Origin of the sequence: Curtobacterium sp. SP.BCo (genome assembly GCF_051903265.1) — a bacterium.
Lineage (GTDB): Bacteria > Actinomycetota > Actinomycetes > Actinomycetales > Microbacteriaceae > Curtobacterium.
The window spans coordinates 1784283-1810623 of sequence record NZ_CP194337.1 but is presented as its reverse complement, the minus strand read 5'-3'; the positions used below and the strand labels follow the sequence as shown (position 1 = coordinate 1810623).

The following is a 26341-nucleotide window of genomic DNA, read 5'->3' as shown; positions in this document are numbered from 1 at the left end:
ACGGTCGCCGTTGCGCGCCGTCGTGGTGCCGCCGACGTAGCGGCGGCCGTTGTGCCACACCGTGCTCGGGCGGCCGTCGGGGGCGCGGCGGTCCTCGCGGGCGGGGTCGCGCCGGCGATCGTCACGACGGTCGTCGTCGCGGCGCGGCGCGTTGGAACGGTCGTCGCGACCGCGGTACCCGCCGGACGCCGGACGCTCGTCACGCCCGCGGTACCCACCGGCCGCAGGACGGTCGTCGCGCCCGCGGTACCCACCACGGTCGTCGTCACGCCGGCCGGAACCAGCGCGGTCGTCACGGCCGCGGTGGCCGCTGGACGCCGGACGGTCGTCACGGCCGCGGTACCCACCACGGTCGTCCTCGCGGCGGACGTACCCGCCGCGGTCGCCGCCACGGCGGTCGTCGTCACGGCCGACGAACCGGCCACGGTCGCCGCCGCGGTCGTCCCGACGCTGGCCGGACCCGGCGCGGTCGTCGCGACCGCGGTACCCGCCACCGGACGCCGGGCGGTCGTCGCGACCCCGGTACCCACCGGACGCCGGACGCTCGTCACGACCGCGGTACCCGCCGGACGCCGGACGCTCGTCGCGACCCCGGTACCCACCGGACGCCGGACGGTCCTCACGACCCCGGTACCCACCGGACGCCGGACGGTCCTCACGACCCCGGTACCCACCGGACGCCGGACGGTCCTCACGACCCCGGTACCCACCGGACGCCGGACGCTCGTCATGACCCCGGTACCCGCCACGCTCGTCGCGCCCGGCGCCGTCGGACCGGCCACCCGACCGACCGGAGCCGGCGTCACGGTCGCGGAACGAGCCTCCAGGACGGTCACCGCCGTCCCGACGGCCTGCGCCGTCCCGGCGACCGCCGTCCTGGCGACCTGCGCCGCCTCGTGGGCCGCCTCGTCGTTCTTCCTCATACGCGGCCATCGGGGATCCCTTCGTTCTGCCCGAAGCCGTCGGCACCGTCGTCCAGGAGGGGCGAGATGAGCGGCAGCTCGTCGAGCGAGTTGATGCCGAGCTGCTGCAGGAGCAGGTCGGACGTGACGTAGTTGATGGCGCCGGTCTCGGCGTCCGTGAACGACTCCTCGATGAGTCCTCGGGCGACGAGGGTCCGCACGACCCCGTCGACGTTCACGGCGCGGATCGCGGCGATCTGCGAGCGGGTGATCGGCTGCTTGTACGCGACGACCGCGAGGGTCTCGAGCGCCGCCTGGGACAGCCGGGAGGGGCGCTCGGCCTCGACGAACTGCTCGACGACGTCGTCGAGGTCGGCACGGACGTAGAAGCGCCAGCCGCCGCCGACCTCACGGAGCTCGAAGCCGCGGCGGATCGTGCCGTCGACGCCGTCGAAGTCCGCGACGAGGCGCTCGATCGCCTGCCGGACGACGGGGACGGGAGCACCCACGGCGGCACCGAGCGACACGAGCGACTGCGGCTCGTCGGCGATCATCAGGATGGCCTCGAGCTGCCGGTCGACGGGGATGTCCGGGCGCGCCGGCACCGTCTGCGCCGCGCGCAGCTCCTGCTCGACGGCACGGGCGTCGGCGATCTCGTCCGCGCCACCGGGTTCGGCGCTCGACGCGTCGTGCACGTCATCCGTCATAGTCGGCTCCCAGGTTGGCGAGGCTCTCGTCGGACCAGTCCTCGGCGGTCCACCGCAGCGTCAGCTCCCCGAGCGGTTCGAACTGTTCGAACGAGATGGACGCGTTCCGGTACAGCTCCAGGATCGCGAGGAAGCGAGCCACCACGATACCCGCCTCCGAGACGCCGGCGACCAGTTCGCGGAACGAGACGTCCTCGTCGGCCCGGGTCCGGAGGATCGACACGACGATCGCGGCTTGCTCCCGGATGCTGACGAGTGGGGCGTGCAGGTGGTCGAGCCCGACGGTCGGGATCTCCCGCGGCGCGAACGCCAGGGTGGCCAGCGCGGCGAAGTCCTGCACCGACAGGGTCCAGACGAGTTCCGGCGTGCGGGCGCGGAATCGCTCCTCGAGCCGGACGCTCCGCACGTGCCGGCGCGACTCGGTCTGCCACCGCGACCCGAACCAGTCGGCGGCCTGCTTGAACGCGCGGTACTGCAGCAGTCGGGCGAACAGCAGGTCGCGGGCTTCGAGGAGGGCGACGTCCTCGGCGTCGACGAGCTCGCCCTGCGGCAGCAGCCCGGCGATCTTCAGGTCGAGCAGGGTCGCGGCGACGACGAGGAACTCGCTGGCCTCGTCGAGTTCGTCCTCGGTCTCCGCCTGCCGCACGTACTCGATGAACTCCCCCGTCACCGCGCCGAGCGACACCTCGGTGATGTCGAGCTCGTGCTTCGTGATGAGCGACAGGAGCAGGTCGAACGGCCCGTCGAAGTTCCGCAGCCGCACCCGGAAGCCGGGTGCGGGCGTGGTGACGGAGCCGTCGGGGTCGGTCTCAGGCGACGGCGCCACGCTCGACGAGCTCCCTGGCGAGCTGCCGGTACGCGTGGGCTGCGGCGTGGTCCGGAGCGGTCTGCGTGATCGGTCGCGCGGAGACGGTGGCGTCCGGGAACTTCACGGTGCGGCCGATCACGGTGTCGAGCACGCGGTCGTCGAAGGTGTCGACGACGCGCTCCATGACCTCGCGGGAGTGCAGGGTCCGCGAGTCGTACATCGTCGCGAGGATCCCGTCGAGCTGCAGCGCCGGGTTCAGGCGGTCCCGGACCTTGTCGATCGTCTCGATGAGCAGGGCCACGCCGCGCAGGGCGAAGAACTCGCACTCGAGCGGGATGAGCACGCCGTGCGCCGCGGTGAGCGCGTTCACGGTGAGCAGCCCGAGGGACGGCTGGCAGTCGACGAGGATCACGTCGTAGTCGTTCGCGACCTTCCGCAGCACGCTCGCGAGGATCTGCTCGCGCGCGACCTCGTTGACGAGGTGCACCTCGGCCGCGGACAGGTCGATGTTCGCCGGGATGACGTCGAGGTACGGCGTGTTCGTCGGCTGGATGACCTGGTTCGGGTCCTTGATCGACCCCATCAGCAGGTCGTAGACGGTGGGGATGTCGTGGGTCCGCACCCCGAGGCCCGCGGACAGCGCACCCTGCGGGTCGAAGTCGACGGCGAGCACCTTGCGGCCGTACTCCGCGAGCGCGGCACCGAGGTTGATCGACGTCGTGGTCTTGCCGACGCCGCCCTTCTGGTTGCACAGGGCGATGATGCGAGCGGGACCGTGGCCGTCGAGCTCCTCGGGCACCGCGAACTGCCGGACGGGCCGTCCGGTCGGACCGTAGGTGGTCTCACCGGTTCCGGGGCTGGTCGTCGGGTTCGTGCTCACCCCGCCATCGTACCGGCGGCGTCGCGAGGTTCCGGGCCGCACCGCCGTGCGGCGGAGCAGGTCGCGTCCGAGGGCCGCCCGCCGGACGGGAGGCGCGGATCACGCCGGGCGCAGCGCCACCCGCATGCTGTCCACGCGTTCCGCGATCACGGCGTCCGCCGTCCAACGCTGCTGCAGCCGCCCCACCAGCTCCTGCACCTGCGCATGGTCCAGCCCGGGGTGCAGCGCCAGCCCCACCGTCAGCTCCGCCCCGGCGAACCGGCCGAGCGGGTCGCCCGGCGCCAGCTCGACACGTGCCAGCGCGGGCTCGCCGACCACGGAGTCCGCGAACGCCTGCGCGACCTCCGGGTCCTCGAAGCACGGGGTCCACGGGATGTCCTGTCCGATCGCCCAGACCGCCGGGCGACGGAGCACGAACTCGGTCGGTGCGGTCGGGTCGAGGACGACGAGCTGGGTCTCCTCGCTCGCCGCGGCCATCGCGACTCGGCGGGACTCGACCGGCACCGGGCGGGCGTCGGCGTCCCACGCCCGCATCGCCTCGACCGACGTGAACGCCGGCATCACGCTGCGCCCGTCGGGTCCGGCGACCGTGACGATCGCGAGCTCCTGGGTCTTGTCGACGAGCTTCCCGGCGTCGGTGTGCCCGACGTCGCCTGCCTCGGCCACGAGCGGGATGAGCAGCCGGGCAGTGCGGAGGGCGTCGGCCACGTCGCGTTGCGAGCCGCCGTCCGGGAGCGCTGCGATCGCCGCGACGACCGCCGGGTCTGCCAGGCCGTCGTCGTCGTCGAAGGTCGTGTCGTGCTGATCGAACGTCCGGCCGGCCCACGCGAAGCCCGCCGAGTCCGCGGCGCCGCCGGGGGTGTGCGCGTCGTCCGGGTGTGCGCCGTCCGGGTGTGCGCCGTCCGGGTGCGCCTGATCCGACCCGGCGTCCGGACCGGTGCCGCGGCCGTTCGAGATCCCCGCCACGCGGCTACTCCGAGGCGATGTCGAGGGCGGCTGGGAGCGTGAACGCCCCCGAGTAGAGCGCCTTGCCGATGATCGCGCCCTCCAGCCCGTGCGGCACCAGGTCGCGCAGCGCCCGGAGGTCGTCGAGCGTCGAGATGCCGCCGGACGCCACGACCGGCTGGTCGGTGCGGTCGCAGACCTCGCGGAGCAGGTCGACGTTCGGGCCCTGGAGCGTGCCGTCCTTCGTCACGTCGGTCACGACGTAGCGCGCGCAGCCCGCTTCCTCGAGCCGGTCCAGGACCTCCCAGAGGTCACCGGCGTCCTCCGTCCAGCCCCGGCTGGCGAGGGTCGTGCCACGGACGTCGAGGCCCACCGCGATCTGCTCCCCGTACGTCCGGATCACGCGGGCCGCCCACTCGGGGTTCTCCAGCGCGGCCGTGCCGAGGTTCACGCGCGCGGCACCCGTCGCCAACGCCGCCTCGAGTGATGCGTCGTCACGGATGCCGCCGGAGAGCTCGACGTCGACGCCCTCGACCTCCTTGATGGCCCGTGCGATCACCTTCCGGTTGTCGCCGCGTCCGAACGCCGCGTCGAGGTCGACGAGGTGGATCCACTCGGCGCCCTGCTCGCGCCAGGTGCGGGCCGCCGACACCGGGTCGCCGTACGAGGTCTCGCTGCCGGCCTCACCCTGGGTGAGCCGGACTGCCTGGCCGTCGACGACGTCCACGGCGGGCAGCAGGACGAGGGGCGGGGTGGCGATGAGGTCGGTCATGGTCCTGTCTTCGTTGCGGTGGTGACTGCCGGGAGGCGCGGTGCCGGTCCGCCCCGCGCGGTCCGCGGTGGCGCGGTGCCGTCAGAGCGACTGCACCCAGTTCCGGAGCAGCCGGATGCCCGGCTCCCCCGACTTCTCCGGGTGGAACTGCGTGGCGGTGAGCGGGCCGTTCTCGACCGCGGCGACGAACCGCTGCCCGTGCTCGGCCCACGTCAGGCGGGGTGCTCGGAACGGCCCGTAGGCCTCGAGCGGGAAGTCGGTGACCCCGTACGAGTGCACGAAGTAGAAGCGCTCGTCGTGGAGGCCGTCGAACAGCACCGAGTCCTCCGGCGCCTCGACCGTGTTCCACCCCATGTGCGGGAGGACCTCGGCCTGGATCTCCTCGACCGTGCCCGGCCACTGCCCGAGCCCGTCGACGTCGGCGCCGCGCTCGATGCCCCGCGAGAACAGGACCTGCATCCCGACGCAGATGCCGAGCACCGGACGACCGCCCGCGAGCCGGTGGTCGACGATCTCGCCGCCGCGGACGCTCTCGAGCTGGTCGATCACCGCGGCGAACGCACCGACACCGGGCACGAGCAGCCCGTCTGCCCGGAGCGCCGCCTGCTTGTCCGCGGTCAGCGTGACGTCGGCCCCGGCTCGTTCGAGGGCCTTCGCCGCCGAGTGCACGTTGCCGGAGCCGTAGTCGAGGACGACGACGTTCGGCCGCGCGCCGTCCGTCACAGCGCACCCTTGGTGGAGGGGATGCCGTCGACCCGTGCGTCGAGCTCGACGGCCTTGCGCATCGCCCGGGCGAACGCCTTGAACTCCGCCTCGGCGATGTGGTGCGGGTCGCGGCCGCCGAGCACGCGGACGTGCACGGTGATGCCCGCGTTGAAGGAGATCGCCTCGAGGACGTGGCGGACCATCGAGCCGGTGAAGTGCCCGCCGATCCGGTGGAACTCGAACCCCGCGGGCTCGCCGGAGTGCACGAGGAACGGCCGGCCGGACACGTCGACCACGGCCTGGGCCAGCGCCTCGTCGAGGGGCACCAGCGCGTCGCCGTAGCGGCCGATGCCCGAGCGGTCGCCGAGGGCCTGCTTGAGTGCCTGCCCGAGCACGATCCCGGTGTCCTCCACCGTGTGGTGCACGTCGATGTCGGTGTCGCCCGTCGAGCGCACCCGGAGGTCGATCAGCGAGTGCTTGCTGAACGCGGTCAGCATGTGGTCGAAGAACGGCACGCTCGTCGAGATGTCGGACGTCCCGGTGCCGTCGAGGTCGAGCGCGAGTTCGATGCTCGATTCGCTCGTGCTCCGGCTGATCGTGGCGGTGCGCGCGGTCATGCTGCAACCCTAACCGGCGGCTGGTCGGCGGCGACGCGGCGCATCGCGTCGAGGAACGCGGTGGTCTCCTCCTCGGTGCCCGCGCTCACCCGGAGGTGGCCGGGGATGCCGAGGTCGCGGACGATCACGTCCTGCTCGAGCAACGCCTCGAACGCGGCGTGCGGATCGGCGACGCCGCCGAACAGGACGAAGTTCGACCACGTCTCGTAGGTGCGGTAGCCCATCGCCCGGAGCTCCGTGACCATCCGGTCGCGCTGCTGCTTGATGTCGTCCACCATGGCGAGCATCTCCGGCGCGTGCCGGAGTGCCGCGACCGCGGCCGCCTGGGTGAGTGCGGAGAGGTGGTACGGCAGGCGGACGAGGCGGATCGCGTCGATCACGGCGGGGTGCGCGGCCATGTAGCCGACGCGGGCACCGGCGAACGCGAAGGCCTTGCTCATGGTGCGGGACACGACGAGGCGCTCCCGGCCGGGCAGCAGCGTGAGGGCGCTCGGTCGGTCGGCCGGCATGAACTCCGCGTAGGCCTCGTCGACCATCACGATGCCGTCGGTCGCGGCGTAGGCGGCCTCGATGGTCTCGATCGGCAGCGGCGTGCCCGTCGGGTTGTTCGGGCCGCAGAGGAACACGATGTCCGGCTGGTGCTCCCGGATCGCCGCGACGACCGTCTCCGGCGAGATGCGGAACTCGTCGTCGCGCTGCGCGGAGATCCAGGTCGTCCCGGTGCCCGACGCGAGGATCGAGTGCATCGAGTAGGTGGGCGGGAACCCGAGCACGGTCCGCCCCGGGCCGCCGAACGCCTGGAGCAGCTGCTGCAGCACCTCGTTCGAACCGTTCGCCGCCCAGATCTGGTCGGCATTGAGCACCTGGTCCGTGCCGAGGCCCTGCTGGAGGTAGTCCGCGAGGGACTGACGCAACTCGGTGAACTCCCGATCGGGGTAGCGGTTGACGGTGGTCAGCGCGTGCCGGATCGACTCGACGATGTCCTCTGCCACGTCGGCCGGGACCGGATGCGTGTTCTCGTTGACGTTGAGTTGCACGCGCACGTGCTTCTGCGGGGCGCCGTACGGGCTCTGCCCGCGCAGGTCGTCGCGGATCGGGAGGTCTTCGAGCGTGAATGCCACCGATCCATCGTAGGCCGCGCCGCCGGTGCGGAGACCGGCCGTCCGGACGGTGCGCAGCCCCCGGTGCGAAGCGAACGCCTAGTTCGTGCCGGTGTACTTGGCGGGGATCGCGATCTGCTCGCCGGCCTGCAGCCCGGAGCCGTCGAGCGCGTTGAGGCTGATGACGTCCTGCACGAAGTCGCGCGGGTCCGCGTTCGGTGCGGTCTCCTCCGCCAGCTGCCAGAGCGTCTCGCCCGGCTGGATGGTGACGGTGTCGAAGTGGACGTTGGCCTGGGTGTTGCCCGCGGACGCCTGCCCACCGTTCAGCACGGCGAACGCGACGGCCAGGAGCAGCGGGATCGCGGCGAGCGTCGTGATGACGATCCGTCCGCGACGCGTGAGACGCAGGCGCGTACGCACGGCGGGCGCCGTGGGGCGCTGGATGTCAGCGATGGCGATGGTGCTCATGTCGTTCTTGCCTTCCCGTTCGGGTGAACCGAAGTCGTGTACCGAACATAGTTTCGAATGCGAGGTCGCACAAGTCCTGTGCGGGGATTTCTGGGGAGATTTCTGCCGACACGCTCGAACAGGTGTTTGTCCGGCGCGGACCGGTCGGATACTGTTTCGATCGACTGGGACAAGTCAAACGGGGACCACCGACATTCCCGCGGGCACCGTCCCAGCACCGACGAAGGGCGAGACGACGTGGCGGACGAACTGCGGGTCCAGAAGCCGCTGACGGCGAAGCAGCAGGCGATCCTCGACGCGATCCGCGCGTCGATCGCCAGCCGGGGCTACCCGCCGAGCATGCGTGAGATCGGCGACGCCGCCGGGCTCTCCTCACTGTCCAGCGTCTCGCACCAGCTCGGGCAGCTCGAGCTCGGCGGCTGGATCCGGCGCGACCCGAACCGCCCGCGTGCGCTCGAGGTCCTGGTCGACGAACCGACCCCGGATGCCGAAGGCCCCGACGTCGACGCCACCACCCTGGTCCCACTCGTCGGCCGCATCGCCGCCGGTGTGCCGATCACCGCCGAACAGCACGTCGACGAGATCGTGCCGCTCCCCCGTCAGCTCGTCGGGACGGGCGACCTCTTCATGCTCAAGGTCGTCGGCGAGTCGATGATCGACGCCGCGATCTGCGACGGCGACTGGGTCGTCGTCCGGTCGCAGCAGACCGCCGAGAACGGTGACGTCGTCGCCGCGATGCTCGACGAGGAGGCCACCGTCAAGGTCTTCCGACAGCGTGACGGCCACACGTGGCTGCTCCCCCGCAACAGCGCGTTCGAGCCGATCCTCGGCGACGCCGCGACGGTGCTCGGCAAGGTCGTGGCGGTCCTCCGCTCCCTCTGACCCGGACCGGCGCCGACGCCGACATCGGTACCGACGCCGGAACGCCCCCTCGCACCGTGCGAGGGGGCGTTCCCAGTGTGCGAGGTTCCACGCACCGTGCGACGCACACGGGCTCGCACGATGCGCGGGAGCTCGCACACTGCGGGCCGAGCGCGGCGGGACGGAGCCGAGCCGTGCCTCCAGGCCCCTACGCGGTGGCGACGGGCGCGACCACGAACGGGTCGAGCTCGGAGACCTGCCGCTGGAACACCCGCACGTCCAGGCGGGTGCCGTCCTCGACGTAGTCGACGGACTCCACCGCTCCGGCGTCGTGCAGGGACGACACCAGGTCGCCCCGGTCGTAGGGGATCACCACGGTCAGGGAGACGTCGGGTTCCGGCAGGCGGGACTCGATCGCCTCGAGCAGGTCCTGGATGCCCTCACCGGTGCGGGCGGAGACGAACACGGCGTCCGGCACCAGGCCGACCAGCACGAGCCGCTGCGACTCGTCGATCAGGTCCGCCTTGTTGAACGCGACGATCTCCGGGATCTCGCGGGCACCGACGTCACCGATGACCTCGCGCACGGTCGCCAGCTGTGCCGCCGGGTCCGGGTGCGAGCCGTCGACGACGTGCACGATGACGTCGGCCTCGCCGACCTCCTCGAGCGTCGACCGGAACGCCTCGACGAGCTGGTGCGGCAGGTTCCGCACGAAGCCGACCGTGTCGACGAAGGTGAACTCGCGTCCCTTCGCGCTCTCGGTCCGGCGCACCGTGGCGTCCAGCGTGGCGAACAGCTGGTTCTGCACGAGCACACCCGCGCTCGTCAGCCGGTTCAGCAGCGACGACTTGCCCGCGTTCGTGTAGCCCGCGATCGCGACGCTCGGGACGTCGTTGCGGTGTCGGTCGGCCCGCTTGGCCTCACGCGCGGGGCGGAAGCCGGCGATCTGCCGACGGAGCTTCGACATCCGGGTGTGGATGCGACGTCGATCGAGCTCGATCTTCGTCTCACCGGGACCACGGGAGCCCATGCCGGCACCGCCCGAGACCTGGCCACCGGCCTGCCGGGACATCGACTCACCCCACCCACGCAGACGCGGGAGGAGGTACTCGAGCTGGGCGAGTTCGACCTGGGCCTTGCCCTCGCGGCTCTTGGCGTGCTGGCTGAAGATGTCGAGGATCACGGCCGTGCGGTCGATCACCTTGACCTTGACCACGTCCTCCAGGGCGCGGCGCTGGGACGGTGCGAGCTCGGTGTCGGCGATCACGGTGTCCGCCCCGGTGGCCTTGACGACCATCGCGAGTTCCTCCGCCTTGCCCTTGCCGAGGTAGGTCGACGGGTCCGGGTTCGGCCGGCGCTGCAGGAGTCCGTCGAGCACCACGGCACCCGCGGTCTCGGCGAGTGCCGCGAGTTCGCGGAGCGAGTTCTCGGCGTCGGCGGCGTCACCGTGCGGGTACACCCCGATCAGGACGACCTGCTCGAGCCGGAGCTGCCGGTACTCGACCTCGGTGACGTCCTCGAGCTCGGTGGAGAGGCCCGCGACCCGGCGCAGCGCCGCGCGGTCCTCACGGTCGTACTGGTCGCCGTCGCCCGACCATCCCTGGGCGTCGACGGATCTGGTCTGGATGGCCTGTGCCGGTGCGAACACCGCGGAGGAGGCTCGTGATTCGGCGTTGCGCAGGACCCGCTCGACGACACCGGCTGCGCTGTCGTCGTTGGTCACTGCGTCGTGGTTCGTCGTGTCCGTCATCTTCTCCACAGGGTACCTCCGCCGCGCCCGGGACACACGGGGTTCCCGGTACGGTTCATCCATGGCGAACGACCACTACTTCTCCGCGAACCCGTCGTCGGACAGCCGCGAACGCCAGATCCACGTCACCCTCGCCGACCGGCCGCTCACGCTGACCACCGCGGCGGGGGTCTTCAGCCCCGACGGGCTCGATCGCGGCACCCGTGTGCTGCTCGGCTCCGTGCCGCCGCCCGCGCCGGACGGCGCCCTGCTCGACGTCGGCTGCGGGTGGGGGCCGATCGCGATCACGATGGCGCTGGAGTCCCCCGGGGCCGAGGTCTGGGGCGTCGACGTCAACGAACGCGTCCTCGGGCTGGCCCGCGCGAACGCCGCTGCCGCGGGAGCGGACAACGTGACCGTGACCACGCCGGACGACGTCCCCGCCGGCCTGCGGTTCCGGACCATCTGGTCGAACCCGCCGATCCGCGTCGGCAAGGACGAGCTGCACCAGATCCTGCTGACGTGGCTCCCCCGGCTCGAGGTCGGCGGCGACGCGTGGCTCGTCGTCGCGAAGGACCTCGGCGGCGATTCGCTGCAGCGCTGGTTGCACGACACCCTCGACGCGGGCTTCCACGTCTCGCGGGCGTCGACGGCCAAGGGCTTCCGCGTACTCCGAGTGCACCGCGCCGCGGAGTAGGCCCGCGGCGCACGCCGCGCACGGCACCCGCGCCGCGCGGGCGCAGCACCGCCCGTCGAATCACGGTTCCGACGTCGCGCCAGCCGACCCGGACGGTCCGACGTCGGGACCGTGCTTCGGCCGCGCGGCCGAGCACGACCCACGGCGGACGGACTGGAGGCACCTCTCGCCGCACCGACGCCGGTGACGCGAGCCGCGCCTCCAGGCCAGGGCCCGTACCGACTCAGACCGTCAGGTCACCCGAGAAGACGAGCTCCGCCGGACCGGAGAGCGCGACGTGCTCACCGTCCTCCGCCGCGAACATCCGCACCGTCACGACACCGCCGGGGACGCGCACCCGCCACGTGTCCGGCGCGCCGTTGCCCGCCCAGTAGCGGGTCGCCAGCGCGGCCGCGACCGCACCGGTGCCGCACGACAGCGTCTCGCCGCTGCCACGCTCGTGCACGCGCATCGTGATCTCGCCGACGCCGTCCTTGACGAGCGGGTCGCCGGGGAGGACGAACTCGACGTTCGCGCCGGCGGCCGGCAGCGGGTCGAGCACGGGGACGTACGTCAGGTCCAGGTCGGCCAGTTCGTCCTCGGTCGCCACGGCCACGACCACGTGCGGGTTGCCGACGTCGATGCCGATGCCGGGTCGGGCGCCGTCGAGGTTCTTCGCGCGGACGAGGACGTCGTCCGCGCCACCGCCCTCGATCCCGAGGCCCCAGCGACCGAGGTCGGCGGAGAACCCGTTCGTGGTGCGTTGCACGTCGACGAGGCCCTTGCGACTGCCGACGGTCAGGGTCTCCCCAGGCTCCAGGTCGACGAGCCCGGACTCGGTGAGGTACCGGGCGAACACCCGGATGCCGTTGCCGCACATCTCGGCGACCGAGCCGTCGGCGTTGTGGTAATCCATGAACCAGGTCGCTGCGGGGTCGATCGCCAGGAGCGTCCGCCCCTCGGGCAGCGACTCCGACCGCACGGCACGGATCACCCCGTCGCCGCCCACGCCGAACCGACGGTCCGCGATCGCACGGATCCGGTCGGGGGTCAGGTCGACCGTGGCGTCGGGGTCGGCGAACAGGACGAAGTCGTTGCCGGTCCCCTGGCCCTTGGTGAAGTGCAGCTCGGTCACGGGACGATCCTACGGGCCACGGCGGCGAGCTCGGTCCGGTCGGCTCCCGTGACGTCGAGCACCTCGGCGTCGGCGTACCGGCGGAACCAGGACACCTGCCGGCGGGCGTACTTGCGCGTCGCGACGCCGGTGGCCTCGACGGCCTGCTCGACGGTGGCGTCGCCCCGGAGCACGTCCAGCGCCTGCGAGTACCCGATGGCCGCGCGCGCCGTCCGACCCTGTTCGAGGCCCTGCTCGCGGAGCGCCCGCACCTCGTCGACGAGACCGTCCGCGAACATCCGCGCTGCGCGCTCGTGCAGACCGGCGACGAGCTGCTGTCGTTCACGGTGCAGGTGCAGGATCCGCGCGGGTCGCCAGGCGCGGGGCGCGGACGGGAGGCTCGGGGTCACGACCTCGGACCGGCTCGCGATCTCGAGTGCCCGGATCAACCGCCGTGGGTTGCGCGCGTCGATCGTCGCGGCGGCCGCCGCGTCCAGGGTCCGCAGTCGCTCGAGCAGGATGCCCGGTCCGAGCTCGTCGTGGTCGCGTTCGAGGCGGGCGCGGAGCTCGGGATCCGTCCCGGGGAACGCGAGGTCGAACAGCACGGCGGACACGTACAGGCCGCTCCCGCCGACGAGCACCGCGACCCCGCCCCGTTCCTGGATCGCGGCGACGTCGGCGCGGGCGTCACGCTGGTACGCGGCGACGCTCGCCTCGTCGGTGACGTCGAGGACGTCGAGCTGGTGGTGCGGGATGCCGCGGCGCTCGGCCTCGGTGAGCTTCGCGGTGCCGACGTCCATGCCGCGGTAGAGCTGCATCGCATCGGCGTTGACGACCTCGGCGTCGCGCCCGGACGCCCGGAGTCGCTCGGCGATCGCGATGCCGAGGTCGGACTTGCCGGTGCCGGTCGCCCCGACGACGGCGATCAGGTCGCCGGCTGCGGGGTCAGCGGCCGACACGGAGGGTCGGCAGACCGAGCGACACGGCGCGCGGACCGTCGGCCGGCGCGGTCGGGGTCGGCACCCCGCAGCTCTCCGCCTGGGCGCGGTCCCAGGCGTCGCCCGCCCTGGTCCGGCGGATCCGCAGCGGCCCGTCGTTGTCGGCGATCAGGAAGTGCGGTGCCGAGCGGGTGACCTCCACGGTGACGACGTCACCGGGTCGTGGGACGTCCGAGCCCTCCGGCACGGCGAAGTGCACGAGTCGGGAGTCCTCGGCACGGCCGGAGAGTCGGTGGGTGGTGTCGTCCTTCTTGCCCTCACCGGCGGCGACGAGCACCTCGATGCGCCGACCGACCTGCTTCGCGTTCTCCTCTGCCGTGATGTGCTCCTGGAGTGCGACGAGGCGTTCGTAGCGTTCCTGCACGACCTCCTTCGGCAACTGGTCGTCCATCGTCGCCGCGGGCGTGCCCGGGCGGATCGAGTACTGGAAGGTGAACGCCGATGCGAAGCGTGCCTGCTCGACGACGCGCAGGGTGTCCGCGAAGTCCTGCTCGGTCTCGCCCGGGAAGCCGACGATGATGTCGGTGGAGATCGCCGCGTGCGGGATCTTCGCGCGGACGCGGTCGAGGATGCCGAGGAACCGCTCGCTCCGGTAGCTCCGGCGCATCGCCTTGAGGACCCGGTCGGACCCGGACTGCAGCGGCATGTGCAGCTGCGGCATCACGTTGGCGGTCTCGGCCATCGCGTCGATCACGTCGTCCGTGAAGGCGGCCGGGTGCGGGCTGGTGAACCGGACCCGCTCGAGCCCCTCGATCTGCCCGGCCGCACGCAGGAGCTTGCCGAACGCCTGGCGGTCGCCGAACTCGACACCGTACGAGTTCACGTTCTGCCCGAGGAGCGTGACCTCGATCGCACCGTCGTCGACCAGTGCCTGGATCTCGGCGAGGACGTCACCGGGACGGCGGTCCTTCTCCTTGCCGCGGAGCGACGGGACGATGCAGAACGTGCAGGTGTTGTTGCACCCGACGGAGATCGAGACCCAGCCGCTGTGGGTGGAGTCCCGCTTCGTCGGGAGCGTGGACGGGAAGACGTCGAGCGACTCGAGGATCTCGATCTGCGCCTCGTCGTTGTGTCGCGCACGCTCGAGGAGGGTCGGCAGGGAGCCCATGTTGTGCGTCCCGAACACGACGTCGACCCACGGCGCCTTCTCGAGGATGACGTTCTTGTCCTTCTGTGCCAGGCACCCGCCGACGGCGATCTGCATGCCCGGGTGCTCGCGCTTGATGCCCGCGAGCTGCCCGAGGTTGCCGTAGAGACGGTTGTCCGCGTTCTCCCGCACGGCGCACGTGTTGATCACGACGACGTCCGCCTGGCCGTCCGAGGCCGCGACGTACCCGGCTGCCTGGAGCGACCCGCTCAGACGTTCGGAGTCGTGCACGTTCATCTGGCACCCGTAGGTGCGGACTTCGTAGGTGCGGGGGCGCGCTTCGACGGTGGCCATGGTGGTCCCAGTGTAAAACCGTCGGAGCGCTACTCGAAGCGGACCGAGCCGCGCGGGCCCGCCGGTGGTCGGCCGCCACCGTCGAGGGCACGTTCCACCGCGATGCGGACCACGCCGCCGTTGTAGCCCTTCCGCATCAGGAAGCCGGAGAGCCGACGCTCGGCCGTCGCGCGGTCCAGTCCGCGGAGCTGACCGGCGCGCTTCTGCGCCAGCTCGATCGCGCGGACGAACTCGTCGTCCTCGTCGTCGGCGGCGGCCTCGAGGGCAGCGTCGATCGCCGTCTGGTCGATCCCCCGCCGACGGAGCTCCGCCACCACGCCCTGCCGGCCGAGGCCCTTCCGGTCGTGCAGCCGGTCGACGAGGTCGGTCGCCAGGGCGACGTCGTCGAGCAGGCCCACGCGGGTCAGCCGCTCGACCTCGTGCTCGACGACCTCGGGGTCGAGGTCGTTCTTCGTCAGCATCGTCCGGAGCTCCGACTCGCTCACGCCCTTGCGTCCGAGCGCCCGCATGCTGAGCCGTTCGGCGTCGGCGCGCTGCTCGTCGATCGGCCGCGGGACGTCGGCCGGGTCGAGCTCCGCGCCGCCGTCGATGGCGAACACCGAGGCGGTGGTGGCATCGGCCGTGCGCTCGTCGTCGTAGCCGTCCTGCTCCGCCCGTGCACTGCGTCCGGTGCCGTCGCCGACCACCGGTTGCAGCCAGGCGGCCTGCGCCCGTGCCCCGTGGATCGGTACCGGCGAATCGGCGTCGGCGTCGGCATCGGCATCGGCATCGGCATCGGCATCGTCGGTGACGCTGGCTGTGTCTGTGTCGACACCGGCGTCCGGCGTGGGCCTCGGGCGACGACGGGACCGCGCACCGAACAGGTCGGTGACCGGTGCGAGGTCCGCGTCGTCGTCGTGGTCGGTCGTCACGCGCCCTTGCGCTCCGCGAGCTTCGGCGCGATCGACTCGACCGGTGCCTCGACCGCTTCGACGGACGCCCCGCCGACCCCGAGCTTCGCGAGGATCTTGCCCTCGATCTCGGCGGCGATCTCCGGGTTCTGGATCAGGAAGGACCGGGAGTTCTCCTTGCCCTGCCCGAGCTGGTCACCGTCGTAGGTGTACCAGGCACCCGACTTCTTCACGATGCCGTGGTCGACACCGAAGTCGAGCAGCGATCCCTCTCGCGAGATGCCCGTGCCGTACAGGATGTCGAACTCGGCCTGCTTGAAGGGCGGCGCCATCTTGTTCTTCACGACCTTGACGCGGGTGCGGTTGCCGACGGCGTCGGTGCCGCTCTTCAGCGTCTCGATGCGACGGATGTCGAGTCGGACCGACGCGTAGAACTTGAGCGCCTTACCACCGGCCGTGGTCTCCGGCGAGCCGAAGAACACACCGATCTTCTCGCGCAGCTGGTTGATGAAGATCATCGTGGTCTGGGTCTGGTTGAGCCCACCGGCCAGCTTGCGGAGGGCCTGCGACATGAGGCGGGCCTGGAGACCGACGTGCGAGTCACCCATCTCGCCCTCGATCTCGGCGCGGGGCACGAGCGCTGCGACGGAGTCGATGACGACGAGGTCGATCGAGCCGGAGCGGACCAGCATGTCCGCGATCTCGAGCGCCTGCTCACCGGTGTCCGGCTGCGAGACGAGGAGGGCGTCGATGTCGACGCCGAGCTTCTTCGCGTATTCGGGGTCGAGTGCGTGCTCCGCGTCGATGAACGCCGCGATGCCACCGGCACGCTGGGCGTTGGCGATCGCGTGCAGCGTCAGGGTGGTCTTACCCGACGACTCCGGGCCGTAGATCTCGATGATGCGGCCGCGGGGCAGTCCCCCGATGCCGAGCGCGACGTCGAGTGCGACGGAGCCGGTCGGGATGGTGGCGACGGGGGCGCGCTCGTCCGAGCCGAGGCGCATGACCGTGCCCTTGCCGAACTGGCGGTCGATCTGGGCGAGAGCGGTCTCGAGGGCCTTCTCGCGGTCCTGGGGTGATGGCATGGGATTGCTCCTTCGTGCTCGGTGTCGGCCGCCTGTAGGCTGTCGCGTCCGTTCCGGCCGGTGGTGCAGGGCCGGTGCTTCTTCGACAAGGCTTCGGGCTGTTCCCGTTGACTCCGAACCTAGGGCGGGCCACCGACATCACTGCCGCCGGCCGCGCGATCTGTGGACGGATCCTCCGAACAGCGCCGATGTGGAGGAAGCTACCACCGATCGAACACGCGTTCGAGCAACACGCCGAACAGAGTTTCGGATCAGTCCCGGGGCTCGGCGAGGCCCTTGCCGTGCCGCTTGTCGAGCGGGACGTCCTGCGAATCGCACAACGCCTCCCACACCCGGCGCGCGTCGATCCCGGCGTCGAGGGCGTCCGCAGCCGAGCGGCCACCGAGCTCCTCGAGCACGACGTCACGGCTGACGACGGCACCGTAGGCATCCCCGAACACCTGGTCGACGGCTCGCCAGAACTCACTCACGCGCATCGTTCCAGCCTAGATGCGACGCACGACGCTGGACGCACGAACGCCCCCACCGGCGAACCGGCGGGGGCGTCGTGCGGCGGTGCGGGTCAGCGCACCGCGAGGTCGTTGTCGAACTCGGCGACGAGGTCGTCCGGGAGCGTGTCGGGCACCGGGGTGAGCCCCTCGACCACCGCGAGGCGGTCGCCGACTTCACGCATGATGGTCGAGATGGGCGTGTCCAGCGCATCCGCGACGGAAGCGAGGATCTCCGAGGAGGCCTCCTTCTGCCCGCGCTCGACCTCGCTGAGGTACCCGAGAGCCACGCTGGCCTTGGACGCGACCTGACGGAGGGTCCGGCCCTTCTGCAAGCGGAAGTCCCGCAGAACGTCGCCGATTTCCTGACGAACGAGAACCATGAGAACTCCTCCTCTCTGTCGTCTCCGCGCCCGCTCGGTCCGGATGGCCGAGTTCGGGTCCCGCAACAGTAGCGTTGCCGGTTGCAGCATGCTAGCGATGCCAACTGCTGTACCGCTGGAGATTGCGTGAGATGTAACCCAGTGGAAACGGGACCTATTCCCGGCCCCGGATCGTGGACGACATCCGTGCCAGGAGTTCGGAGACGGTGCCCCGACGGATTGCCTCGCGGTCGCCATCGAGGTGCAGTTCGTACGCGGTCGCACCGTCCGCCGACGCGATGCCGACGAACACCGTGCCGACCGCCTTGCCGTCCTGCTGGTCGGGGCCGGCGACCCCGGTCGTGCTGATGCCCCACGTCGCCGGCTCGCCGTCGACCGCGAGCGCGCGTCGTACGCCGGTCGCCATCTGCTCCGCGACGCGGGGGTCGACTGCTCCGTGCGCGGCGAGCAACGCGTCCGAGACCCCGAGGACGGTGTGCTTGACCGGGGTCGCGTAGGCCACGACGCCGCCGCGGACGACCGCACTCGCGCCGGGCACCCCCACGAGGGTCGCCACGACGAGTCCCCCGGTGAGGGACTCCGCGACCGCGACGGTCTCGCCGCGTGCGGTCAGCTCGGCGATCAGCGCTGCGGCGTCGCCCCCACCGGTCACGCGGCGGTCCGGTTGTGCTTCCAGGCCTGCCAGAGGTAGTCGATGCCGCTGAGCACGGTCGCGAGGAACGCGGCGGTCATCAGGATGCCGTTCACCCAGTGCGCCCAGTCCCCCACGAGGTTCCACCACGGGAAGAGCGCAGCGGTCAGGGCGACGGCCTGCAGCACGGTCTTGATCTTGCCGCCGCGGCTCGCCGGGATGACCCGGTCCGAGAGCACCGCGAAGCGGAACACCGTGATGCCGATCTCGCGGACCATGATGAGCACCGTCACGTACCAGGGCAGCTCACCCAGGATCGACAACGCGACCAGGGCTCCACCGATCAGGACCTTGTCGGCGATCGGGTCGACGAGCTTGCCGAAGTCGGTGACGAGGTTCTGCCGGCGGGCGATGATGCCGTCGGCGCTGTCGGTGACGATCGCCACGACGAACACGACGGCGGCCCAGATCCGCAGCGGTCCGTCGACGCCGTGGTCGGTCAGGAGCAGCACGAAGAACAGCGGCGCCATCAGGATGCGCACGACCGTGATGATGTTCGCGACGTTGCCCGTCGACGCCGGCCCCGGGCCCTTGCGGAGCAGTCGTCCGCGCCACGGGAACCGAGCGCCGTGCGTGGTGTCCGTACCGTTCGAGGCGGTCATCGCACTCACTCCCTGCCCGTCAGTCCCCACGCGTCCTCATCGGGCTCGTTATCGACCTCATCGTACCCGCGGGTCATGTCCGCCACCGGATCGGACCCGTAGCGGTCGCCCTCGTCCGCCGGCGCCGGAGTGGACGCCAGCGGTGCGGACGCCACCGGCGCGGACGCCACCGGGGCAGGGCCTGCCGAGGCGGCAGCGGGAGCCACGGCACCCGGGGCAGCCGGGGGCTCCTCGCCCCGCAGCTTCGCCAGCACGGCGGGCAGCTGGTCGGTGGTGACGAGCACGTCGCGGGCCTTCGACCCCTCGGACGGTCCGACGATGTCGCGAGACTCCATCAGGTCCATCAGGCGACCCGCCTTCGCGAACCCCACCCGGAGCTTGCGCTGCAGCATCGAGGTGGACCCGAACTGCGTGGAGACGACCTGCTCGACGGCCGCGAGCAGCAGCTCGAGGTCGTCGCCGATGTCCGCGTCGATCTCCTTGCGCTCGACCACGGCCTGGACGTCCTGGCGGTACTCCGGGCGGGCCTGGCGCGTGACGTGCTGGACGACCTCGGCGACCTCGCTCTCGTTCACCCAGGCCCCCTGCACACGGAGCGACTTCGACGACCCCATCGGCAGGAAGAGTGCGTCGCCCTGGCCGATGAGCTTGTCGGCGCCCGGCTGGTCGAGGATGACGCGGGAGTCGGTGACGCTCGTGACGGCGAACGCGATCCGCGAGGGGACGTTCGCCTTGATCAGGCCGGTGATGACGTCCACCGAGGGCCGCTGCGTCGCGAGCACGAGGTGGATGCCGGCGGCACGGGCGAGCTGGGTGATGCGGACGATCGACTCCTCGACGTCACGCGGCGCGACGAGCATGAGGTCCGCGAGCTCGTCGACGACGACCAGCAGGTAGGGGTACGGCTTGAGCTTCCGCTCGCTGCCGGCCGGCAGCACGATCTCGTTGTTCTCGATCGCCTTGTTGAAGTCGTCGACGTGCCGGAAGCCGAACGACGCGAGGTCGTCGTACCTCATGTCCATCTCCTTCACGACCCACTGCAGCGCCTCGGCTGCCTTCTTCGGGTTCGTGATGATGGGCGTGATGAGGTGTGGGACGCCGGCGTAGATCGAGAGCTCCACACGCTTCGGGTCGACCAGGACCATGCGGACCTCGGACGGCTTCGCACGCATCAGGAGCGAGGTGATCATCGAGTTGATGAACACCGACTTGCCGGAACCGGTGGAGCCGGCCACGAGCAGGTGCGGCATCTTCGCCAGGTTGGCGACGACGAACCCGCCCTCGACGTCCTTGCCGACGCCGATCGTCATCGGGTGCTTCGACTTGCGGGCGGCGTTCGAGCGCAGCACGTCGCCGAGGGACACGGTCTCGCGGTCGGTGTTCGGGATCTCCACACCGATGGCGCTCTTGCCCGGGATCGGCGACAGGATGCGGACCTCGTTCGAGGCGACCGCGTAGGAGAGGTTCTTCGAGAGCGCCGTGACGCGCTCGACCTTCACGCCGGGGCCGAGCTCGATCTCGTAGCGCGTGACCGTCGGGCCGCGCGAGAAGCCGGTGACCTTCGCGTCGACCTTGAACTCGGTCAGCACGCCGGTGATCGCGGCGACGATGTCGTCGTTCGCCTGGCTGCGCGCGACCGACGGCGAGCCGGAGCTCAGCGTGGTGGCGGCGGGCAAACGGTACGGAGCCGACGGGTCCTCGTCGGCCGCGGCGACCGGCGGGAGGCCATCGGCGGGCGTGTCCTCGGCCAGGGCGTCGTCCGACGGCAGCGTCGGCGAGACCACCGGGGACACGGCGGCATCGGGTCGGGCCGCCTCGGCCGGTGCCGGACGCTCGGGAACGGGCGTGCCGAAGTCGCGCAGGGCCTGCTCGGCGTCCTGCAGGTCCTGCTCGACGGAGTCGTTGAGGTTGATCGACGCCGGTTCGGCGGGCGTGTGGTCGATCAGGCCCGCCGCCGCGCCCGCGTTCGGGTTCGGTGCGGCCGCGGTCGCCGGCACGTCGGGCACGGTCGAGGTCGCGCCGGTGATCACGGGGCTGTCGTACGCCGGGTCCTCTTCCCGCCCGGACTTGTTGCGCCGCCACCACGGGACGGTGCCCTCGGCCTCGGCGGCGGGGTCGGCACCGTCCGCGTCGAAACCGAGGTCGTCGAAGAGCTGGAAGTCGGTGTCGCCCTTCTTGCCGCGCTTCGTCGGCTTCGCACGGGGCGCGGTGGCCTCGGCCACGGCCTCTTCGGGCTCGGCGGCGGGGGCCGGTGCGCCGAACAGGTAGGCGTAGAGCTCGTGCAGACGACGACCGAGCTTGTTCGGCGGCGTCTTCGTGATGATGAAGAGCGACAGGACGAGCAGCACGACGGCCACCGGTACCGCGACCCAGGCGGTCGCGATGGTGACGAGCCACCCGATGACGACCCACCCGATCACCCCGCCGGCAGCGGCGAGGGCGGGCATGCCGTCGGTCGCGCTCGGCTGCCCGCCGAACACGTGGCACAACGACGCGATCGACACGAGCAGCAGCCCGAGGCCGATCCCGATGCGGGTGTTGTCGTGCACCGAGGCGGGGTGCCGGAACAGCCACCCGGCGAACACCACCATGATCACCGGGAGCGCGAACGCCAACCGGCCGAACAGCCCGCCGAACGTGTACGCGTCGAGCGCGATCGACACCGAGTTCGTCGGGTTGAGCCACTCGACGACCGCGCCCGCGATCGCCAGGACGAACAGCAGGAACGGGAAGCCGTCGCGACGCTGGTCCTTCTCGAGGGTCTCCTGTCCGAGCAGCCGGAACATCGCCCCGACGCCGTGCGCCATGGCGAGCCAGAAGGTCACGAGCGGGTTCTGCTCGCGGAACACCGGTGTCGGTGCGGCCTGCGGCAGCTTCTTCGTCGTGGCCTGGGTGCGCGACGGACCGCGCGTCCCGCTTCCACGGGACGACGAGGACGCGCGCGAGCGCGTGGTCGACTTGGTGCCTCCGGCCATGGGCAGAACCCTAATCCCCTCCCAGGACAAACCAAGGGAGGCCCGCCGCGTCCGTGACGCTCCGAGCGCCGGACCCGCGACGACGGGTCACGCCCGCCACGGGGTGCGAACGTGACGGGAGGCCCGGTGCACGTCCGTCAGGAACGTGCACCGGGCCTCCTGTCCGGCTCGGCGCGGAGCGCTACGCCTCGATGACCACCGGGACGATCATCGGCCGGCGACGGTGCTTCGTGTTCACCCAGCGGCCCACCGTGCGGCGCACGACCTGCTGGAACGCGTGGCTGTCCCGCGTGCCGTTCGCGGCGGCCTCGCTGAGCGCCTTCGCGATCTGCGGACGGACCTCGTCGAAGACGGACTCGTCCTCGGCGAAGCCACGCGACTGGATCTCCGGCCCGACGACGCACTGGCCGGTGGTGAAGTCCACGGCGGCGAAGATCGAGATGAAGCCCTCCTCCGCCAGGACACGGCGGTCCTTGAGGTCGGCGTCGGTGATCTCGCCCACGGTCGATCCGTCGACGTACACGTAGCCGATGTCGAGCTGCCCGGCGACCGTCGCGACGCCGTCCTTCAGGTCGACGACGATGCCGTCCTGCCCGAGGATCACGTTGCGCGGCGGCACACCCGTCTGGATCGCCAGGTCGGCGCTCGCGTAGAGGTGGCGGTGCTCGCCGTGGACCGGGAGCACGTTGCGCGGCCGGAGGATGTTGTAGCAGTAGAGGAGCTCGCCGGCGGAGGCGTGCCCCGAGACGTGCACCTTCGCGTTGCCCTTGTGCACGACCTTCGCGCCGAGCTTCGTCAGCCCGTCGATCACGCGGTACACGGCGTTCTCGTTGCCCGGGATGAGGCTCGACGCCAGGATGACGGTGTCGCCGTCGCCGATCTCGATCTGGTGCTCGAGGTTCGCCATGCGCGCGAGCACGGCCATCGGCTCGCCCTGCGACCCGGTCGACATGTAGACGATCTGGTCGTCGGGGACGTTCTTCGCCTTCTTCGTGTCGATGAGGACGTTCTCCGGCACCCGCAGGTACCCGAGCTCGGCGGCGATCGTCATGTTGCGGATCATCGAGCGGCCCATGAACGCGACCTTGCGGTTCGCGGCGGCGGCGGCGTCGAGGACCTGCTGCACGCGGTGCACGTGCGAGGAGAAGCTCGCGACGACGACCTTCTTGCGGGCGCGCGTGATGATGTTCTCGAGCACCGGGCCGATGTCGCGCTCGGGGGCGGTGAAGCCCGGCACGTCGGCGTTGGTCGAGTCCGGCAGGAACAGGTCGACGCCCTGCTCGCCGAGGCGGGCGAAGGCACGCAGGTCGGTGATCCGGTCGTCGAGCGGCAGCTGGTCCATCTTGAAGTCGCCCGTGTGCAGGACCCGACCGGCGGGGGTCGTGATCGAGACGGCGAGGGCGTCCGGGATGGAGTGGTTCACGGCGACGAACTCGAGGTGGAACGGGCCGAGCTGCTCGGTCTGGTCCTCGGCCACGACGAGCGTGTACGGCTTGATCCGGTGCTCCTTGAGCTTCGCCTCGACGAGGGCCAGCGTCAGCGTGGAGCCGATCAGCGGGATGTCGGCACGGAGCTTCAGGAGGTACGGGACGGCGCCGATGTGGTCCTCGTGCCCGTGCGTGAGCACAACGCCGAGGACGTCGTCGAGGCGGTCCCGGATGGGTGCGAAGTCCGGCAGGATCAGGTCGACCCCGGGCTGGTGCTCCTCCGGGAAGAGCACGCCGGCGTCGACGACGAGCAACTTGCCGTCGAACTCGTACACGGTCATGTTGCGACCGATCTCGCCGAGTCCCCCGATGGGGATGACGCGGAGGGTGCCGGGTTCGAGCGGCTGCGGTGTGGAGATCTGGGTGGGCATTCGGTCCTGACTGTCGTGCGACGCACTGCCCGTGCGACGCGGTCTTCCTAACGTGTGGTGCCTGGCACCTTCGGCAGAGCGCCGCCGGCCGCTGCGTTGCGGTCAGGGCGGAAGTTGGAGAAGTCGGCGCCCGGGATGTCCCGGACGGCCTCGAGCGAGGTCTCGATGGCGTACGCCTCGGAGTCCTCGGGGCCGACGAGCGGCAGACGGACGCGCGGGCTGCCGATGCGGCCGAGCCCGTGCAGGATGTACTTCGCCGCGACGGTGCCCGGCACGTGCGTCATCACGGCGCGGACGAGCGGCTCGACGCGCTTGTGCTCGGCGGTCGCCGTGGCGAGGTCGCCGCGGTTCACGGCGTCGATGATGGTGCGGTACGGCGTGCTCGTGATGTTCGCGGTGACGCCGATGAGCCCCGTGGCACCGATCGACAGGTGCGGGAGCACGTTCGTGTCGTCGCCGGAGAAGTACATGAGATCGGTGTTGTTGAGCACCCGGGACACCTCGGCGAAGTCGCCCTTGGCGTCCTTCACCGCGAGGATGTTCGGGTGGTGCGACGCGCGCACGATCGTCTCGTACGTGATCGGGATGCCCGTGCGGCCGGGGATGTCGTAGAGGATCACCGGCAGGTCGGTGGCGTCGGCGATCATCCGGAAGTGGGTGAGCACGCCCGACTGGGTCGGCTTGTTGTAGTACGGCGTGACGATCATGACGCCGTCGGCACCGGCGCGCTCGCTCTGCTTGTAGAGGTGGATCGCGTGCGCGGTCTCGTTGGAGCCGCCGCCGGTGATGATCTTCGCGCGTCCCGCGGCGACCGACTTGCCGACCTCGACCAGGCGGAGCTTCTCCGGGTCGGTCAGGGTGCTCGTCTCGCCGGTCGTCCCGGTCACGACGATGCCGTCGGCACCGGCGGTGATGCAGTCGTCGATGTGCTGCTCGACACCGGGCCAGTCGACCTCGCCGTCAGCGGTGAACGGGGTCACGAGGGCGACGAGGACCTGGCCGAAGGGATTCTCACGCGGGGACACGGGAACCAGCGTACCGGGGATGCGGGCCGGGGCCGCCGTCCGGGTGGACGGTGGCCGGTCTGGAGGCACGGATCGCCCCGGTCACACGCCTCTTGCCCGTCCGGTGGCCGGGTCCACGGCGCACCGCGCCCCCGTTCGGACACCGCGCCCCGATGTGGCGGGGCGCAGTGTCGGGAACGGGGCGCGATCTTCCGAGCACCGTGCGATCACCCGAGCATCGTGCGCTCACCCGAGCACCGTGCGGTCAGGCGCGGCGCCGCCACTCCAGGAAGCGGTACCGCGTCCCGCCGACGCGGGACTCCCGCCACGGGCCCTCGTCGACGAGGTCCCAGTCGTCTGCCTCGGCGAGCGCCGGCGCGACGGTGTCACCCGGCACGTCCACGTCGATCACCGTCTCGGACACCCGGTCGGCGAAGGGCAGCCCCGCCGCGTACACCTGTCCGCCGCCGGTGATCCACACGGGTTCGTCGGTGTCGAGCGCGGTCGCGAGGTCGTGCACCACCTCGGCGCCCGCCGCCTCGTCGGTCGCAGCCCACGATGCGTCCCGGGTGAGCACCACGTTCCGGCGACCGGGGAGCGGACGGAAACGCTCCGGCAGCGACGCCCAGGTGCGACGCCCCATGACGACGGTCGCGCCGTCGGTGACCTGCCGGAAGTGCGTGAGGTCCTCCGGCACGTGCCAGGGCATCCCGCCGTCGGCACCGATCACGCCGGTCGTCGAACGCGCCCAGACCATGCCGACGCCCCGGACGGGTTCGGCCCACGCGGACGACATCAGACGGCGACCGCAGCCCGGATGGCCGGGTGGTGGTGGTACCCGACGACCGTGAAGTCCTCGTACTCGTAGTCGTCGATCGAGTCGCGCGGGGCGAGCTCGAGCGTCGGGAGCGGGTACGCCGTGCGGGACAGCTGCTCCTCGACCTGCTCGACGTGGTTGTCGTAGACGTGGCAGTCGCCGCCGGTCCAGACGAAGTCGCCGACCTCGAGCCCGGTCTGCGCAGCGATCATGTGCGTGAGCAGCGCGTACGAGGCGATGTTGAACGGCACGCCGAGGAACATGTCCGCGCTGCGCTGGTAGAGCTGGCACGACAGCTTGCCGTCGACCACGTAGAACTGGAAGAAGGCGTGGCACGGGGCGAGCGCCATGTCCGGCAGCTCGGCCACGTTCCACGCGGAGACGATCAGGCGGCGCGAGTCCGGGTTCGTCCGGATCTGCTCGATGACCTGCGCGATCTGGTCGATGTGCTCCCCCGACGGGGTCGGCCACGAGCGCCACTGCACGCCGTAGACCGGGCCGAGGTCGCCGTCCTCGCCCGCCCACTCGTTCCAGATCCGGACGCCGTGCTCCTGCAGCCAGGTGGCGTTGCCGTCGCCGCGGAGGAACCAGAGCAGCTCGTACGCCACCGACTTGAAGTGCACGCGCTTCGTCGTGACGAGCGGGAAGCCCTTCGACAGGTCGTAGCGGAGCTGTGCGCCGAAGACGCTGCGGGTCCCGGTGCCGGTCCGGTCGCCCTTCGGTGCCCCCTCGGTGAGGACCCGGCGGAGCAGGTCCTCGTAGGGGGTGGGAACGGAGGCGTCGGGCTGCACGGTCTCGGTCACACGGAGAGCCTACGACGAGCCG

27 protein-coding genes are annotated in these 26341 nt (G+C 71.3%); 3 read left to right on the top strand and 24 right to left on the bottom strand.

Features of this window, described 5'->3' with window-relative positions; genetic code table 11:
• Window positions 1-51 precede the first annotated feature (51 nt).
• Window positions 52-993 carry a hypothetical protein gene (locus ACRQ4B_RS08685; RefSeq protein ID WP_439694292.1) on the top strand — a complete coding sequence of 314 codons (942 nt, stop codon included), beginning with the start codon at window positions 52-54 and terminating at the stop codon, window positions 991-993.
• Here ACRQ4B_RS08685 and scpB read toward each other — a convergent pair.
• From scpB to ACRQ4B_RS08640, 9 genes are all read right to left on the bottom strand, one after another.
• Window positions 920-1609, bottom strand: coding sequence for an SMC-Scp complex subunit ScpB (scpB, locus tag ACRQ4B_RS08680; protein ID WP_439694291.1), 690 nt, complete (start codon window positions 1607-1609; stop codon window positions 920-922). The genes ACRQ4B_RS08685 and scpB overlap by 74 nt on opposite strands.
• Window positions 1599-2435: a segregation and condensation protein A gene (locus tag ACRQ4B_RS08675; RefSeq protein WP_439694290.1), complete on the bottom strand. Its 837-nt coding sequence runs from the start codon at window positions 2433-2435 to the stop codon at window positions 1599-1601. Before ACRQ4B_RS08675 ends, scpB begins: the two co-directional genes overlap by 11 nt.
• Entirely contained in the window at window positions 2419-3297 is an 879-nt protein-coding gene (locus ACRQ4B_RS08670) for a ParA family protein (protein WP_439694289.1), read from the bottom strand. The genes ACRQ4B_RS08675 and ACRQ4B_RS08670 overlap by 17 nt, the downstream gene beginning before the upstream one ends.
• A gap of 99 nt (window positions 3298-3396) precedes the next feature.
• A complete protein-coding gene (locus ACRQ4B_RS08665; RefSeq protein ID WP_439694288.1) occupies window positions 3397-4263 on the bottom strand; it encodes an SseB family protein in 867 nt (288 codons plus the stop codon).
• A gap of 4 nt (window positions 4264-4267) precedes the next feature.
• A complete protein-coding gene (priA, locus tag ACRQ4B_RS08660) occupies window positions 4268-5014 on the bottom strand; it encodes a bifunctional 1-(5-phosphoribosyl)-5-((5-phosphoribosylamino)methylideneamino)imidazole-4-carboxamide isomerase/phosphoribosylanthranilate isomerase PriA (RefSeq protein ID WP_439694287.1) in 747 nt (248 codons plus the stop codon).
• Window positions 5015-5095: 81 nt separating this feature from the next.
• On the bottom strand, window positions 5096-5737 hold the full coding sequence (gene hisH, locus ACRQ4B_RS08655; RefSeq protein WP_439694286.1) for an imidazole glycerol phosphate synthase subunit HisH: 642 nt from the start codon (window positions 5735-5737) through the stop codon (window positions 5096-5098).
• Complete coding sequence (hisB, locus tag ACRQ4B_RS08650; RefSeq protein WP_439694285.1) at window positions 5734-6336, bottom strand: imidazoleglycerol-phosphate dehydratase HisB; 603 nt, start codon at window positions 6334-6336, stop codon at window positions 5734-5736. Before hisB ends, hisH begins: the two co-directional genes overlap by 4 nt.
• A complete protein-coding gene (locus ACRQ4B_RS08645; protein WP_439694284.1) occupies window positions 6333-7457 on the bottom strand; it encodes a histidinol-phosphate transaminase in 1125 nt (374 codons plus the stop codon). Before ACRQ4B_RS08645 ends, hisB begins: the two co-directional genes overlap by 4 nt.
• A 78-nt stretch (window positions 7458-7535) precedes the next feature.
• Window positions 7536-7904: a LysM peptidoglycan-binding domain-containing protein gene (locus ACRQ4B_RS08640; RefSeq protein WP_439694283.1), complete on the bottom strand. Its 369-nt coding sequence runs from the start codon at window positions 7902-7904 to the stop codon at window positions 7536-7538.
• Between the two features lie 237 nt (window positions 7905-8141).
• Here ACRQ4B_RS08640 and lexA point away from each other — a divergent pair, with 237 nt between their 5' ends.
• Complete coding sequence (gene lexA / locus ACRQ4B_RS08635; RefSeq protein ID WP_439694282.1) at window positions 8142-8786, top strand: transcriptional repressor LexA; 645 nt, start codon at window positions 8142-8144, stop codon at window positions 8784-8786.
• A gap of 187 nt (window positions 8787-8973) precedes the next feature.
• Here lexA and hflX read toward each other — a convergent pair whose 3' ends face one another.
• Complete coding sequence (hflX, locus tag ACRQ4B_RS08630) at window positions 8974-10515, bottom strand: GTPase HflX (RefSeq protein ID WP_439694281.1); 1542 nt, start codon at window positions 10513-10515, stop codon at window positions 8974-8976.
• Window positions 10516-10576: 61 nt separating this feature from the next.
• Between hflX and ACRQ4B_RS08625 the strand changes: the two genes are divergently transcribed.
• Entirely contained in the window at window positions 10577-11191 is a 615-nt protein-coding gene (locus ACRQ4B_RS08625) for a class I SAM-dependent methyltransferase (RefSeq protein WP_439694280.1), read from the top strand.
• Window positions 11192-11414: 223 nt separating this feature from the next.
• On the opposite strand, the gene dapF is transcribed toward ACRQ4B_RS08625, so the two are convergent.
• The 14 genes from dapF to ACRQ4B_RS08555 all read right to left on the bottom strand — a co-directional run bounded on the left by dapF (window position 11415) and on the right by ACRQ4B_RS08555 (window position 26319).
• The gene (gene dapF, locus ACRQ4B_RS08620) at window positions 11415-12305 is read right to left on the bottom strand and encodes a diaminopimelate epimerase (RefSeq protein ID WP_439694279.1); all 891 of its coding nucleotides are present in this window, start codon (window positions 12303-12305) and stop codon (window positions 11415-11417) included.
• Window positions 12302-13243 (bottom strand): tRNA (adenosine(37)-N6)-dimethylallyltransferase MiaA, encoded by a 942-nt coding sequence (gene miaA / locus ACRQ4B_RS08615; protein WP_439694278.1) that lies wholly within the window; start codon window positions 13241-13243, stop codon window positions 12302-12304. The genes dapF and miaA overlap by 4 nt, the downstream gene beginning before the upstream one ends.
• Window positions 13230-14723, bottom strand: a complete 1494-nt coding sequence (miaB, locus tag ACRQ4B_RS08610; RefSeq protein WP_439694277.1) for a tRNA (N6-isopentenyl adenosine(37)-C2)-methylthiotransferase MiaB — start codon at window positions 14721-14723, stop codon at window positions 13230-13232. The genes miaA and miaB overlap by 14 nt, the downstream gene beginning before the upstream one ends.
• 29 nt (window positions 14724-14752) lie before the next feature.
• Complete coding sequence (locus ACRQ4B_RS08605; protein WP_439694276.1) at window positions 14753-15634, bottom strand: regulatory protein RecX; 882 nt, start codon at window positions 15632-15634, stop codon at window positions 14753-14755.
• A complete protein-coding gene (gene recA, locus ACRQ4B_RS08600) occupies window positions 15631-16698 on the bottom strand; it encodes a recombinase RecA (RefSeq protein WP_439694275.1) in 1068 nt (355 codons plus the stop codon). The genes ACRQ4B_RS08605 and recA overlap by 4 nt, the downstream gene beginning before the upstream one ends.
• Window positions 16699-16949: 251 nt before the next feature.
• Window positions 16950-17174, bottom strand: coding sequence for a DUF3046 domain-containing protein (locus tag ACRQ4B_RS08595; RefSeq protein WP_071293810.1), 225 nt, complete (start codon window positions 17172-17174; stop codon window positions 16950-16952).
• Between the two features lie 86 nt (window positions 17175-17260).
• Window positions 17261-17569: a helix-turn-helix domain-containing protein gene (locus ACRQ4B_RS08590; protein ID WP_058742950.1), complete on the bottom strand. Its 309-nt coding sequence runs from the start codon at window positions 17567-17569 to the stop codon at window positions 17261-17263.
• A gap of 154 nt (window positions 17570-17723) precedes the next feature.
• A complete protein-coding gene (locus ACRQ4B_RS08585; protein WP_439694274.1) occupies window positions 17724-18221 on the bottom strand; it encodes a CinA family protein in 498 nt (165 codons plus the stop codon).
• Entirely contained in the window at window positions 18218-18862 is a 645-nt protein-coding gene (pgsA, locus tag ACRQ4B_RS08580; RefSeq protein ID WP_439694273.1) for a CDP-diacylglycerol--glycerol-3-phosphate 3-phosphatidyltransferase, read from the bottom strand. Before pgsA ends, ACRQ4B_RS08585 begins: the two co-directional genes overlap by 4 nt.
• A 5-nt stretch (window positions 18863-18867) precedes the next feature.
• On the bottom strand, window positions 18868-21837 hold the full coding sequence (locus tag ACRQ4B_RS08575) for a DNA translocase FtsK (protein ID WP_439694272.1): 2970 nt from the start codon (window positions 21835-21837) through the stop codon (window positions 18868-18870).
• A 181-nt stretch (window positions 21838-22018) separates the two neighbouring features.
• Entirely contained in the window at window positions 22019-23695 is a 1677-nt protein-coding gene (locus ACRQ4B_RS08570) for a ribonuclease J (protein WP_439694271.1), read from the bottom strand.
• A gap of 47 nt (window positions 23696-23742) precedes the next feature.
• Window positions 23743-24720, bottom strand: coding sequence for a 4-hydroxy-tetrahydrodipicolinate synthase (gene dapA / locus ACRQ4B_RS08565; RefSeq protein ID WP_439694270.1), 978 nt, complete (start codon window positions 24718-24720; stop codon window positions 23743-23745).
• 244 nt (window positions 24721-24964) lie between these two features.
• Window positions 24965-25495, bottom strand: a complete 531-nt coding sequence (locus ACRQ4B_RS08560; RefSeq protein ID WP_439694269.1) for a dihydrofolate reductase — start codon at window positions 25493-25495, stop codon at window positions 24965-24967.
• Window positions 25495-26319 (bottom strand): thymidylate synthase, encoded by an 825-nt coding sequence (locus ACRQ4B_RS08555; RefSeq protein ID WP_439694268.1) that lies wholly within the window; start codon window positions 26317-26319, stop codon window positions 25495-25497. The genes ACRQ4B_RS08560 and ACRQ4B_RS08555 overlap by 1 nt, the downstream gene beginning before the upstream one ends.
• Between the last annotated feature and the right edge of the window lie 22 nt (window positions 26320-26341).